Annotated in this window: 15 protein-coding genes; 8 read left to right on the top strand and 7 right to left on the bottom strand. The window is 35.5% G+C overall.

Features of this window, described 5'->3' with window-relative positions; genetic code table 11:
- Positions 1 to 24 precede the first annotated feature (24 nt).
- Genes V7M80_RS01000 through V7M80_RS00990 form a run of 3 tightly spaced genes read right to left on the bottom strand, consistent with a single transcriptional unit; the run spans position 25 to position 3,557 of the window.
- On the bottom strand, positions 25 to 825 hold the full coding sequence (locus tag V7M80_RS01000; protein ID WP_333693382.1) for an SDR family oxidoreductase: 801 nt from the start codon (positions 823 to 825) through the stop codon (positions 25 to 27).
- Positions 812 to 3,193 (bottom strand): M28 family peptidase, encoded by a 2,382-nt coding sequence (locus tag V7M80_RS00995; RefSeq protein WP_333693380.1) that lies wholly within the window; start codon positions 3,191 to 3,193, stop codon positions 812 to 814. Before V7M80_RS00995 ends, V7M80_RS01000 begins: the two co-directional genes overlap by 14 nt.
- Before the next feature lie 16 nt (positions 3,194 to 3,209).
- Positions 3,210 to 3,557 (bottom strand): hypothetical protein, encoded by a 348-nt coding sequence (locus V7M80_RS00990; RefSeq protein WP_333693379.1) that lies wholly within the window; start codon positions 3,555 to 3,557, stop codon positions 3,210 to 3,212.
- A gap of 188 nt (positions 3,558 to 3,745) precedes the next feature.
- Between V7M80_RS00990 and V7M80_RS00985 the strand changes: the two genes are divergently transcribed.
- The 4 genes from V7M80_RS00985 to V7M80_RS00970 all read left to right on the top strand — a co-directional run bounded on the left by V7M80_RS00985 (position 3,746) and on the right by V7M80_RS00970 (position 5,585).
- A complete protein-coding gene (locus V7M80_RS00985; RefSeq protein WP_333693377.1) occupies positions 3,746 to 4,075 on the top strand; it encodes a single-stranded DNA-binding protein in 330 nt (109 codons plus the stop codon).
- A 74-nt stretch (positions 4,076 to 4,149) separates the two neighbouring features.
- The gene (locus V7M80_RS00980; RefSeq protein ID WP_333693376.1) at positions 4,150 to 4,479 is read left to right on the top strand and encodes a single-stranded DNA-binding protein; all 330 of its coding nucleotides are present in this window, start codon (positions 4,150 to 4,152) and stop codon (positions 4,477 to 4,479) included.
- 18 nt (positions 4,480 to 4,497) lie between these two features.
- Positions 4,498 to 4,950, top strand: a complete 453-nt coding sequence (locus V7M80_RS00975; protein ID WP_333693375.1) for an HRDC domain-containing protein — start codon at positions 4,498 to 4,500, stop codon at positions 4,948 to 4,950.
- Positions 4,951 to 5,135: 185 nt separating this feature from the next.
- Complete coding sequence (locus tag V7M80_RS00970) at positions 5,136 to 5,585, top strand: hypothetical protein (RefSeq protein WP_333693373.1); 450 nt, start codon at positions 5,136 to 5,138, stop codon at positions 5,583 to 5,585.
- On the opposite strand, the gene V7M80_RS00965 is transcribed toward V7M80_RS00970, so the two are convergent.
- The 3 genes from V7M80_RS00965 to metG are packed head-to-tail and all read right to left on the bottom strand — an operon-like array spanning position 5,582 to position 9,235.
- A complete protein-coding gene (locus V7M80_RS00965; protein WP_333693371.1) occupies positions 5,582 to 6,484 on the bottom strand; it encodes a histone deacetylase family protein in 903 nt (300 codons plus the stop codon). The genes V7M80_RS00970 and V7M80_RS00965 overlap by 4 nt on opposite strands.
- Before the next feature lies 1 nt (position 6,485).
- Entirely contained in the window at positions 6,486 to 7,175 is a 690-nt protein-coding gene (locus V7M80_RS00960) for an HAD family hydrolase (RefSeq protein ID WP_333693370.1), read from the bottom strand.
- Between the two features lie 2 nt (positions 7,176 to 7,177).
- Positions 7,178 to 9,235: a methionine--tRNA ligase gene (gene metG / locus V7M80_RS00955; RefSeq protein ID WP_333693368.1), complete on the bottom strand. Its 2,058-nt coding sequence runs from the start codon at positions 9,233 to 9,235 to the stop codon at positions 7,178 to 7,180.
- Positions 9,236 to 9,619: 384 nt separating this feature from the next.
- On the opposite strand from metG, the gene V7M80_RS00950 reads away from it, so the two are divergent.
- The 4 genes from V7M80_RS00950 to V7M80_RS00935 all read left to right on the top strand — a co-directional run bounded on the left by V7M80_RS00950 (position 9,620) and on the right by V7M80_RS00935 (position 12,842).
- Positions 9,620 to 10,516 (top strand): S66 peptidase family protein, encoded by an 897-nt coding sequence (locus tag V7M80_RS00950; RefSeq protein WP_333693618.1) that lies wholly within the window; start codon positions 9,620 to 9,622, stop codon positions 10,514 to 10,516.
- A gap of 33 nt (positions 10,517 to 10,549) precedes the next feature.
- Positions 10,550 to 10,909, top strand: a complete 360-nt coding sequence (locus V7M80_RS00945) for a YraN family protein (RefSeq protein ID WP_333693367.1) — start codon at positions 10,550 to 10,552, stop codon at positions 10,907 to 10,909.
- 52 nt (positions 10,910 to 10,961) lie between these two features.
- Complete coding sequence (locus tag V7M80_RS00940) at positions 10,962 to 12,119, top strand: poly(ethylene terephthalate) hydrolase family protein (protein WP_333693366.1); 1,158 nt, start codon at positions 10,962 to 10,964, stop codon at positions 12,117 to 12,119.
- Between the two features lie 63 nt (positions 12,120 to 12,182).
- Positions 12,183 to 12,842 (top strand): aspartate kinase, encoded by a 660-nt coding sequence (locus V7M80_RS00935; protein ID WP_333693365.1) that lies wholly within the window; start codon positions 12,183 to 12,185, stop codon positions 12,840 to 12,842.
- Between the two features lie 73 nt (positions 12,843 to 12,915).
- Here V7M80_RS00935 and V7M80_RS00930 read toward each other — a convergent pair.
- Positions 12,916 to 13,848, bottom strand: a 933-nt coding sequence (locus tag V7M80_RS00930; protein ID WP_333693364.1) for a TRCF domain-containing protein, incomplete at its 5' end; no start/stop codon positions are given.

Here is a 13,848-nt window from a genome sequence, read left to right as displayed (position 1 = left end):
ATTGTTTAGTTTGCAAAGGTAAATTTAACCTAAATTTTTAAATTGATAGTTTAAAAGTTGCATCAATTTGTCTGATAAAATTGTTTTCCCTACAGAATGCTCATTTTCATTAAATTGTGGCGGAATTAAATTCATTTCCAATGCTTTTTCGGTGTAATATTTTTTTCGGGTGGGATGAAATGGTGCCACAGCATTTAAAACCGTGTTCCAAACTTCTTTTTCAATGATATTTTGGATGATTTCAATGCAGTCTATTTGATGTATTAGATTGATTGGTGCTTCCGAATTTTCCACATTATTTCTTCCGGCTAAAAATTTAATCGGATGTCGGTCTTTTCCAATCAATCCGCCAAAACGAAGAATTGTGGATTGAAAATGGGGGTTTTGTAAAAGTAAATTTTCAACTTTGAGTAATTGTTTTCCACTTTCGGTTTCCGGATTTGGCGTTGTTTCTTCGGTAACAATTTGATTTTCGTCCGCATAAACTGAAGTTGAACTCACAAAAATCACTTTTTTAACCGACGATTTTTGGATAAACGGAATGAAATTTTCCATTTTCGCCACGAAATTTTCACTGGTATTTCCTCTTAATCCGGGTGGAATATTGATAATCAAAACCTCTGAATTTTCTAAAAACGCATCACTATTACTCGGAAGTTCATTCGCATTAAGCGAAATTAAATAAGGCAAAATGCCCTCACTTTTCAAAAGGTCTAGTTTTGATTCGGTTGTAGTTGATCCTTTTATCGCATAGCCTTTTTGGAGCAAATGTATTGCCAAAGGCATTCCTAACCAGCCACAACCTAAAATGCTAATTTGTTTCAAGACTGTCTTTTTGAGTGTTTAAAGAATCTATTGCAAGAGTTGTAGTCTCTTGAACCTGTACCTCTATTTTTGATTTTTTAAGCTTTTTCTTCACTACAATGGCATCATTCAATACAAAAGGCATCGGAATAAAAGCATCGGGTCGTTTGGGAATACTGAATTGTGAATTTTCTAACAAATCAAATGAAGAAACCATAATATCTAATTCCAAGTTGTCGTCTTTATGAATTTGAAAGCTCAAGGTTAATGGTTTATTGTTAATGGGATAATAATTCAAAACGTTTGATTTTTTACGTTTAAAAAAACTTCCTTTTTGGTTAATGTTCTTAACTCCATTGGCTTTTAGATGATGAATTTTAAGATGTTCCGGTGCAAATACATCCACACGATTCACATTTCGATTTGCATCTATTTTAAGGGTAAGTGCCCGCTGATTGCCCACTACCGTGTCTCTTAAAAATGTAAATGTAGGATGGGCAATATTCTTTATTGGAGCTTCGGCCGAGTAACGGTAACCTGAATTGTATTTGCTGGATAATCCGTGCTGATTAAGACTGTTTTCTAAACTAGGATTTTCTCCTAAATAGTTTTTAGTCCACGGGTCTAAAACATTATCGTAGGTAGTCCAAAATGCCTGATTGCTATCGGCATTGTATACATATAAAAGACTGTTGGGTTTGCCTTTACCTTTTTCAAAATCACTTTCTATATGGGCTTTGATAAAAAATCCGATACTTATAAAAAATAAAAATGTACCCCAATAGCTTTTTTTAGGATATTCTCCAAAAACCGGGAGAAGTAGTGTAAAAGTCAAAACAACCAGAATAGCACTACCAGGTAACATTTTGAGTCCCAATCCTATAGGAAATAACTGTATAAAAGGGACAAAAAGAAACAAGGCAGGTATACTTAATGCAAGATTAAGAAAAACGTTTGATTTTTCTTTAAAAACCGAATAAGCCAATATAAATATACCAAAGTAAAGCGGAATTATAAAAAAGCAAGCTCCTTTTAAATAGAAGTAAAGAAATAGATTTAGGATAAGCCATAAAAACAATGGAGCTACAAAATGACTGGGGATGATTTTACTTTTTGTAAATTTTGCATAAATCCAAAAACAAATTGCTAGAGCCAACATAACAAAAGCCAAAATATAACTGTGACCATTGTAAGTAAAACCGTGTAGCATATCTTGATATTGGGGATAGATGGCAAGAATAAGTTTCCAACCCAAAAAAGAAGATAGCCCAACTACAACTATGGTAAAAATTAAAGGAACAAAACCTTTAATCACTTCATTAAAATCGAGTACATGCTTACCGAACCCGAGAATTACAGTGGTTATAAAAAGTACAAATGCCATAATTAATAGCGGAATATTCCACGAGAATGGATAATGAAAAAACCCAATAGGAGTACTAGAGTAGACTTGTTCTTCATCGGTTTTGAGTTGATTTAAATCTGCTGAGGCATAATACTTTAAAAGAGGCATTAAATAGGTAGATTGATGTTCTACGGCTTCCGGAGTTAGGTTTTCAAAATTATCTTGGACGGTATGATAATCAAAATGATCGTCAATAAAGGCAAAATTAAATCCGGGAATATCAGCTTTTTCCCGAAATGCGGTTAAATCAGTATCATTTGGGAGCATTTTGTAAATGCTGTACATTAAGGAATTAGATACGGTATATTTAGGATTTGCTTCGCTAAAGGTTCTAATCAATTGGGCATTACCTCCGTTGGTTTCGGCCAACATCATGGATGGTCCGGCTGTTCCGCGAGCTTCAAAATTAATAACTAAGCCTACATCTTTAGCCCAAGGATGTTCGGAAGCGAAAGCATACGCACCATTTAAGCCCAATTCTTCGGCATCGGAAAACACAATTATAATATCGTTTTTGGGTGTTTTATTGGTGTGTAAATAGGTTCTGATTCCTTCTAAAATTACACCTAAACCATTGGCATCGTCACTGGCTCCATAGGATTTACTATGAGGAGCACTATCAAAATGTGTGAGTAAAAGCAAGGCCTTAGAAGAATCATATCCTTCAATTTTAGCAATTACATTTTGGGTTTCAACAAGATTATTCCATTTACTTAGTACCGTACTCTTTTGAATTTGAGTTTCAAGTCCCAATTTTTGCAATTCTTCCTTGAGATAATTTAAAACAGTATTGTGATAAGGCGAACCCACATAATGAGGTTTCTTGGAAATTATTTCAATATGTTTGAGTGCTCGTTGTGTAGAAAATTCAGAAAGGGCAATTTCTCCTTTGGAATAATCTGACGGCATCATTCGATAAAATACAAATGATATTATTCCCAAAATCAGAATTGAAAGCACTACAGAAAGTTGGTTTTTTTTCATGGTTAAGTGGTATAGTTTAATGGTCTCTTTTGACTAGCATAAAATAGTCGTTTTCTAATGCCATGTAGCCTTGATCGTATAAAAAATGATAGGTGTTCCCGGTTTTGGTGTGTAAAATAGAGGTGAAAAATTCAAAATCAAAACCTTTACTCAAAAGTTTAGATTTGGTGGTTTTGCTTTTACCTTCTACGTTTAATTCGCATAAAATACGATAGTTTTTTCGCAGCTTGTTGTTGATGTTTCGCATCAAATTGTTGCTGTCTTTGTTCATTTTATTGTTGTAGGCGTTTCTACAACCGTCGCTGCAAAACTTTTTGTCTTCTCGACCAATGATTTTTTCACCACATTCTAAACAGTTTTTCATGGTAATAAAACTTTAAAAATCAACCAAATATAATGAATTTCTTTTCCGTTTGCAAACGTTTACAAATATTTACAGTCGAAAGTAATTGATTTTATACCGAATAAATTTTGCAAACCATCAAATCTTTGCCTCGTCGAAAACAAACAACGACAAGAATAATTTATAAACCATTTAATATTTTACACGCCATGAATGCATTAAAAAACAAAGTTCAGTTAATCGGACACGTAGGAAAAGATCCTGTTATCAGAGATTTAGAAGGAGGAAAAAAAGTAGCATCTTTATCACTTGCCACTAAAGATGTTTATGTAAACAAAAGCGGAGATCAAAAAGAACAAACCCAATGGCATAATGTAGTTGCTTGGGGAAAAACTGCCGAAATCATAGAGAAGTTTGTTGACAAAGGAAAAAAAATCGGTTTAACCGGAAAGCTGACTTCCAGAAGTTATGACGACAAAGATGGAAACAAACGTTATGTGACTGAAGTGGTGATTAACGAACTTATTTTGATGAACTAAGAAGTAATTTCAATAGCAAAAATCAATTTCAATAGCAAAAATCAATACTTATTAATTATTAAATTTTATACGCCATGAACACAATGAAAAACAGAGTACAGTTAATTGGTCACGTAGGAAATGACCCGGAAGTAAAAACCTTTGAAGGAGGTAAAGTAGCCCACTTAAACTTGGCAACAAATGAATCCTATACCAACAAAAAAGGAGAAAAAGTTGAACAAACGGAGTGGCACCGATTGGTAGCTTGGGGTGCCGCTGCAGAAATTATAGAAAAATATGTAGTGAAAGGTAAAGAGATAGCTATAGAAGGAAAACTATCTACCAGATCTTATGACGATAAAGAGGGCAATAAAAGGTTTATTACCGAAGTTACGGTGAGTGAAATTATGCTTTTGGGAAAGTAATTTTAAAATAGTATGATTATGAAACTGAAACATTTTAGAGTTCGTGTAAGTGGGGAGCATTTACAGAATGATCAAGAGGTGCTAAATACATTTTTAAACCATGTTGAAGTAATTAAAACAGCCACTCATTTTATAACCGGAATGATTGATTATTGGTCGGTTTTGGTATTCTACATATCCAAGAATGACAAACCTAGGGAGACCTTCGAGTCTGATAAAATGTCTGTATTAAATTATGATGAGTTGAGCGAGTCTGAACGACATACCTTAAATTCTTTAAAGCATTGGAGGAGTGAAAAGTCGTCAAAGTTGGGTTTGCCGCAATACATGATTTGCCATAATTCTGAACTTATGTCTATTGCAAAGTTAAAACCCGACACTTTGGATGATCTAAAAAAGATTAAAGGTTTTGGTGAACAAAAAGTAATACGATATGGGAATGATATTATTTCGTTGCTTCATGCTTGTTAATTTAACTGTAAATTTTGATATAAGCGATACCCAAAAAGTATCGCTTTTTTTGTGGGAAATTTTATTTAATCACTTGATTTAGAAAAACTTTTCAACACGAAAACGTTTTCGTAAAAGGCAAAAGTTGTATTTCGTAGATTTAATTCAAAAAGATTGTATAATTTAGATTTTGTAATCAAATGAATATGAGCCAGTCGAGAATTATTTTGTTGCTTTTTTGTTGTTTTTCAATTTTTGCTTTTGGGCAAGTTGGAATCAATACCACCAATCCATTGAGCACTTTAGATATCAATGGGAACCTCTCTGTTAAAGTTTTAACTCTTTCTGGAGGAGGTAGTGCTGCAACAGCTACAATTATTAATGATGGAGTTTATATTTCTTTAGATCCGAGAAATAACACAACAGATCATTTTTCACTGCCTAATCCATCAGATGTGCCTGGAAGAATTTATTTTATTAGGAATATAACCAATTTTGACACGGCAAAATTAAGTATTCAAGGTCAAAACGGAAATCTTCGTTTCTTTCCAAAGAACTCTTCCACAGGATCAAATACATTAGATTTACCTCCTAATTCTCAAAATAAAACCATTATTCTTGTTAGTGATGGTTTCAATTGGACTTATTATAATTAAAATACATTCTTTGCTACACGAAACGTATTCGCATGAGCTTCAACAATCGTTTTGATTTCAGGTGAATAACCACCACCCATACTTACTTGAATAGGAATTTGATGTTTTAAACATTGCTCAAAAACCATTTCATCTCTTTTTTTGCACCCTTCAATCGTACAAGATAATTTACCAAGTTTATCAGTTGCCAAAATATCAACACCGGCCAAATAAAAGATAAAATCCGGTTTTTCTTTTTGGATTAATTGGGGTAAAGTTTCGGTTAAAATTTTTAAATAGGTTTCATCATTCGTTCCATCCGGTAAAGCAATATCTAAATCAGAAACTTCTTTTTTAAACGGATAATTCGATTTTCCATGCATGGAAAAAGTAAAAACGGAAGGATTGTCTTGAAAAATTTCTGCTGTTCCGTTTCCTTGATGCACATCTAAATCGACTATTAAAATCTTTTTTGCTAATTTTTGATTCAGAAGAAATTGAGCTGCAATGGCTTGATCGTTCAACAAACAAAAGGCTTCGCCTCTGTCTGAATACGCATGATGTGTTCCGCCGGCAATGTTGAACGCAATTCCGGTTTCAAAAGCTTTTTGTGTTCCCATAATAGTTCCGTTCGCAATACGAAGTTCACGTTCAACCAACTCAGCTGATAAAGGGAATCCAATTTTTCGAGCCGATCTAGGGTCTAAAGTTAATTCCAACAACTCATTCACATAAGAACGTTTGTGAACATTTAAAACGGTTTCCAGATTAGCAACTTCCGGTTCAAAAAAAGCATCATGTTCTGCCGTTCCCTCGTAAAGTAATTGTTGAGGTAACAATTCATATTTAATCATCGGAAACCGATGACCTTCCGGTAACGGATGTTTATAAATGGGATGAAAAGCAATCGGGAGTTTCATATTACAAAAGTGTAAGCACTTCTTGTACAGATGAAAAGGCTTTAAAATTGGGATGATTGATTTCAAAATCAATTTTCTCGTATTCCCACGTAGTGTGATACGGAATGTGAACCGCATGACCACCAATATTCAAAACCGGTAACACATCTGATTTTAAAGAATTACCAATCATCAATAAATCTTCAGCTTTACAATCCAAACGACCTAACATTTTTTGATAATCAATTTCGGTCTTGTCACTCATTACTTCAATATGGTGAAAATAATGCCCAATTCCGGAGTCATGTAATTTCCGATGTTGGTCTTTTAAATCGCCTTTGGTAGCAACAATAAGTTTGTACTTGCCATGTAATTGCTGTAAAACAGGTTCTACTTCCGGCAATAATTCAACCGGTTTTTGCAACAAATCTTTTCCAATGTGAATGACTTTTTCAATGTTTTGTCCTGAGATAGAACGGTTGGTTAATTCCAAAGCCGATTCAATCATAGACAACGTAAACGCTTTAATTCCAAAACCATACAACGGTAAATTCTTTACCTGATGGTTTAAAATCAAACCCAATATTTCCTGTTTGGAAGCAAAATCCTGAAACAATTCGCAAAACCGTTCTTGAGCCTCGTCAAAATAAGGTTCGTTGTGCCATAAGGTATCGTCGGCATCGAAGGCGATGATGGATGGTTGTTTTTTCATTATTACGATATCAAAGCCCCATTATCCACCCCATCCGCATCCGGATTCACAAAAACCAATTTCCCTTCGGCATTGTTGGTCATTAGAATCATCCCTTGGCTTTCAACACCACGTAAGGCTCTTGGGGCCAAATTCACTAAAACGGTCACCCGTTTTCCAACCACTTCTTCCGGCGAAAAATGTTCTGCAATTCCTGAAACAATGGTTCGCACATCCATTCCGGTATCTACTTTTAGCACCAACAATTTATTGGCTTTCGGCATTTTTTCGGCTTCCAAAATCGTGCCTACACGCAAATCCAATTTTGAAAAATCTTCAAACGTGGCAGTTTCTTTTTGGGGTTCAACCGTTTTGTTTTCCATTTTGTTTGCAGTTTTAGTAGCTTCTAATTTGTCTATTTGTTTTTGGATTTCAGCATCTTCAATTTGGGCAAATAATATTTCTGCCTGACCAATTTTGTGACCGGGTTTTACTAATTCGGATGATTTGGAAACTTTTTCCCAACTAATCAAATCATTTTTAAAAATAGTGACCATTTTTTTGGCTGTAAAAGGCAAAAAAGGCTCTGATAATATTCCCAACGCCGTAGCAATTTGCAACGCCACATACATTTGTGTTTTTACCCGTTCCGGATCGGTTTTCACCATTTTCCAAGGTTCTTCATCTGCCAAATATTTGTTTCCTAAACGAGCCACATTCATCAATTCGCCCAACGCTTCTCTAAATCGGTAACGTTCAATAGATGAGGCAATCACTGCCGGATAAGCTTTTAATTCTGCTAAAATTTGCTCATCCACTTCCGTAAATTCATTCGGTTGAGGTACAATTCCATCATAATATTTATTCGTCAACACCACCACTCGGTTGATAAAATTCCCATAAATAGCGGCCAATTCATTATTGTTTCTCGCTTGAAAATCCTTCCAAGTAAAATCATTGTCTTTAGTTTCCGGTGCATTCGCAGTTAAAGCATAACGCAACACATCTTGTTTATCCGGAAAATCAATCAAGTATTCGTGCAACCAAACCGCCCAATTTTTAGACGTTGATAATTTATTGCCCTCCAAATTCAAAAATTCATTCGCTGGGACATTATCCGGTAAAATGAAACTGCCTTCGGCTTTCAACATCGCCGGAAAAATGATGCAATGAAAAACGATGTTATCTTTTCCAATAAAATGAACCAATTTCGTGTCGGCATCTTTCCAATACGGTTCCCAATCTTTGCCTTCTCTTGCTGCCCATTCTTTGGTAGAAGAAATATATCCAATCGGAGCATCAAACCACACATACAATTTTTTACCTTCGGCACCTTCCACCGGAACATCAATTCCCCAATCCAAATCTCGCGTTACGGCTCTTGGCTCCAAACCACCATCCACCCATGATTTTACTTGGCCGTAAACATTGGGTTTCCAGTCGTTTTTATGGCCTTCCAAAATCCATTCCCGTAAAAAAGCTTCATAGCGATTCAAAGGCAAAAACCAGTGTTTGGTTTCTTTTTTCACCGGAGTTGTGCCGGTTATGGTCGATTTTGGGTTAATCAAATCCGTCGCATTCAACGTAGAACCACATTTTTCACATTGGTCGCCGTAGGCTTCTTCGTTACCACATTTCGGACACGTTCCCATCACAAATCGATCGGCCAAAAACTGCTGAGCTTGTTCGTCATACAACTGTTCGGTCACTTCTTCCACAAAATCGCCGTTTTCATATAATTTTCTAAAAAAAGCCGATGCTGTTTCATGGTGAATTTTAGCCGAAGTTCGCGAATAATTATCAAACGAAATTCCAAAATCTTCAAACGATTTCCGGATAATTCCGTCGTATTTATCAATCACTTGCTGGGGCGTGATGCCTTCTTTTTTGGCTTTCATCGAAATCGCCACGCCATGTTCATCGCTTCCGCAAATAAACGCCACATCTTTTCCCTGTAAACGCAAATAGCGGGCATAAATATCAGAAGGAACATAAACGCCCGCCAAATGTCCAATGTGAATCGGGCCGTTCGTATAGGGCAAAGCCGCCGTAATCGTATATCTTTTCGGATTTTCTATCATAATTTCGAAATTGTATGCAAAAATAAGTTTTTTATCGCAGAGACACGAATCAATGACTTCAGAGATTGCATTTTATTTTTTTCAAGAAGCTATTCCGGCTATTCGTTCCAAGCTTTTTTGTCTTGTTGTTTTTTTCTAAGGCAAAAAAAGAGCTTCCTTTGGTCGCTTTTTTTACCAAGAAAAAATACAACAATCCTGCAAAAGGCTTTCCACTTCTATCCGGGCTAAAAATTCGTATAACAAATCATTTCAAAACAAATCAACTTGCTAAACCAAAGGATAATTTGTTTATTTGTTAAAAGAAAACCGGTGAACATGAAAAACGTTGTAACCCTTTTATTCCTTTCACTTTTTTTCACCACCAAAGCTCAAATGGATAAAAAAATGATCACTCCACCGTATTTACAAAATGGCGACACGGTTGCCATTGTTGCCACCGCCAGAAAACATATCAATGACGATTTAAAATTAGCCCAAGAGTTTTTGGAGAATTGGGGTTTAAAAATTATTATCGGTTCTTCTATAGGTTTAGATAATCATCAATTGGCCGGAACAGATGAAGACCGAGCTAAGGATTTTCAAACGCAAATGAACAACCCCAATGTAAAAGCTATATGGTGTGTTCGTGGCGGTTACGGAACCGTTCGGATGGTTGATTTGATTGATTTTTCTGCATTCAAAAAAAATCCAAAATGGGTGATTGGGTTTAGTGATGTCACAGTTTTGCATAGTCATTTGAATACCATGGGTTTTCAATCCATTCACGGCATGATGCCGGTTAATATTCCCAGAGCTACTCCCGAAGCCAAAGAAAGCTTACGCAAAGCCTTATTTGGCGAAAGCCTTTCCTATTCGATTCCGTATGATAAAATGAATAAGTTGGGTAAAGCCAAAGGTGAATTGGTGGGCGGCAATCTTTCTATTTTATACAGTTTGTTTGGGTCGGCATCTGCGATCGATTGCACTGATAAAATTTTGTTTCTGGAAGACTTAGACGAATATTTATACCATATCGACCGCATGATGATGAACCTCAAACGCAACGGATGTTTGGAAAGTTTAAAAGGAATTGTAGTGGGCAGCATGACAAAAATGAATGATAACGAAATTCCGTGGGGCAAAAATGCCTTGGAAATTATTCAAGATGTAACAAAAAAATACAACATTCCGATAGTATATAATTTTCCGGCTGGACATATTCCGGATAATCGAGCCTTGGTTTTTGGAAGGCAGGTTACATTAGAAGTTAGTGAAAGTGGAACAGTTTTGAAGTTTGAATAACGATTAACGAATGATGAATTTTGAAGTTTAGAAATGGCAAAACACAACGAACTCGGTCAAAAAGGAGAAGAAATAGCCGCTGATTTTCTACAAAAAGCAGGTTATGAAATCTTGGAACGCAACTGGGTTTTTCAAAAAGCCGAGCTGGATATTGTGGCCCAAAAAGATAACATTTTAGCCATTGTGGAAGTCAAAACCCGAACCTCAGCCGATTTTGGTTTACCGCAAGATTTTGTAAAAGTGAAAAAGATTCAAAACTTAGTCAAAGCCGTTGATCAATACATGATTGAAAACGACCTGGATTTGGAAGTGCGTTTTGACATCATTGGTATTGTCGTCAACAATCAGGAAACTTCTATTGAACATATCGAGGATGCATTTTATTATTTTTAGCAATTACTTTAGTAAATAGCTTATTTTTAACCCATTAATTGTTTTGAAAGAAATGAAAAAAGCATTTGTCATTTGGTTTTTGGGTTGTTTCACCCTTTTTGCTCAACCTTTTCAAATCGGAAGAACTACTCTCAACCTTTTTGATGCTTCTCGAAATAGAACTATTGCGACTGAGGTTTTTTACCCGGCTGATACCAATGGAACAGATGTTCCGATAACGGTCTCTTCCAGTCAAACTTTTCCGTTGCTTTCTTTTGGGCATGGCTTTGTCATGACTTTTGAAGCCTATCAAAATTTTTGGGAAGAATTGGTTCCGCAAGGATATATTATGGCCTTTCCAAAAACAGAGGGTTCATTTTCTCCTTCGCATACCCATTTTGCTAAAGATTTGGCTTTTGTTATTGAAGCGATGAATGGGTTAAACAATCAATCCAATTCGCTTTTTTTCTCAAGAGTTTCTTCAAAAAATGCAGTAATGGGACATAGCATGGGGGGTGGTTGTGCTTTACTGGCGAAACAATATTCTACTCAAATTAATCATGTGGTTACTTTTGCAGCAGCAGAAACGAATCCTTCTGCGATTTCGGCTTCCTCTACAATTGATTTACCAAGTTTTACCATTGCCGGAGTAAATGATTGCGTCACACCTCCGGCTTCCAATCAATTACCGATGTTTAACGCTTTGCAAAGTAGTTGTAAAAATTATTTGGGCATTACTGGTGGAAGTCATTGTCAAATGGCTAATTCTAATTTTTTCTGTTCGGTGGGCGAAGGAAGTTGTTCACCTTCACCTACAATAACCAGAGCACAGCAACATCAAATTATTTATTCTTATCTCAATTTATGGTTGGATTATTATTTGAAGGAAAATTGTGTTTCGGGTGAACTTTTTGAAGCACTAAAAACAAGTGATAATGAAAATGTAACCAACAGCAATTGCCAATTATGTGAAAATTTATCGCTTACAAATTCATCTCCAACGATACTTTTTAACGTTACTCCCAATCCGTTTAAAGAAGTAATTACAGTAAAGTCAGACACAAAAACTCATTTTGAATACAGGCTTTTTGATTTGAAAGCGAATAAAATTTTGGAAGGAAAAGCTATAAACGAAATTCAATTGGAAACTTCTTTTCTTTCCGGTGGAATATATTTTCTGACTGTAATTCAATATCAACAAAAGAAAACGGTAAAATTAATAAAACACTAAATGTTATATTTGTAACAAATTGTTTTTATTTATATCTTTGTGGCGTTTTTTAAACGAAATGATATGAAAACAATTTCTTCGGTTGTAGAACATTACATCAAGACCAAACCTTTTTTGTTGAGTGCTTTGTCGCAAGGTATCATCAATCTCACTTCATTATCACGAAACATGATGCCCGAATTGGAGCAGGAATTGGGCAAAGATGTCAAGCAAGGAGCGGTGGTTATGGCTTTAAAACGCCTTTCAGAAGAATTGGATTTTCGAGTGAACCACAAAATTTTAAAAGTCTTAAAAAACATTGGTGAAATCACGGTTCGTTCTTCATTAATCGATTATACATTTGCGGTTTCCGAAACCATTTTAGACAAACAAGCGGCTTTGATTTCCGAAATCAATAAAGAAAATGGTATTTTTTATACGTCTTCTCGTGGCGTAAATGAAACAAATATCGTGGTAAGCAATAGTGTTGGTTATTTAGTTGACAAACATTTTTCTGGTGAAAAATTGATTCAAAAATTGGAAAATTTGGCTTCCATTACTGTAAAACTACCTAAAGAGAACATCAGCATTCCCGGAATTTATTACTTCATTTTTCAACGTTTGGCTTGGGAAGGAATTATCATCAACGAAGTAATTTCAACCTCCAACGAATTTACCATTTTAGTAAGTGAAGAGGAAGTGGATGTTGCTTTTAAAGTGATTAAAGACTTGAAAAGCTTATAAAACATATATGACTTATATGGTTAATTTTTTTACCATATAAGTCAAATAAGTTTAAAAATAGTTATTGTGAAAATTATCTTCCCATCATCTCCATCAATTCCAACGCCTTCCTAATCGATTTTACATTTTCAAAAGTCAATAACAAACGCAAGCCGCTTTTGGTTTCTTTTTCTTTCATTTTGCAGAGATTGCCGTTGTGTTGCACAAATTGAAGTACTTTATGAAAACGAGCCGATTGGTAATAATCACTTTGTTGGTCGCCCACAAAATAACCAATCATCTTGTCTTGTTTCATAATGAGTTTTTCAATGCCTAATCGGGTGGCAATCCATTTGATACGGATGCTGTTTAACAAGGCTTGGGCTTCTTTGGGTAAAGGCCCGAAACGGTCAATTAGCTTTTGTTCGTAAGCCAATAAACCTTCTTCATCTTTTACATTTCCGAGTTCGTTGTATAGATTCAAACGTTCATTCACGCTGTTAATGTAATCATCCGGAAACAACAATTCAAAATCGGTATCAATTTGAAGATCTTTGACAAATTCTTTGGTTTCCAAATCATTTTCTTCTTGATACAATTCTTTGAATTCGTTTTCTTTTAACTCTTCAATGGCTTCGTTCATGATTTTTTGGTAGGTTTCAAAACCAATTTCGTTGATAAAACCACTTTGTTCACCACCCAATAAATCGCCGGCACCTCGAATTTCTAAATCTTTCATGGCGATGTTGAAACCGCTTCCCAACTCGCTAAATTGCGTTAACGCATTGATTCGTTTTCGTGCATCTTCCGTCATGACCGATTGTGGTGGCGTGATAAAATAACAAAATGCTTTTTTATTGCTTCGACCCACGCGTCCTCGCATTTGGTGTAAATCAGATAGACCAAAATTATTGGCATTATTGATAAAAATGGTATTGGCATTCGGCACATCCAAACCGCTTTCGATAATGGTGGTGGCCACCAAAACATCAAATTCACCATTCATAAAAGCCAACATCAATTCTTC

This window comes from Flavobacterium sp. (assembly GCF_036759525.1).
In the GTDB taxonomy this organism is placed as follows: Bacteria; Bacteroidota; Bacteroidia; order Flavobacteriales; family Flavobacteriaceae; genus Flavobacterium.
The sequence above is the reverse complement of the archived record's forward strand: the minus strand, read 5'-3'. Positions and strand labels throughout refer to the sequence as shown.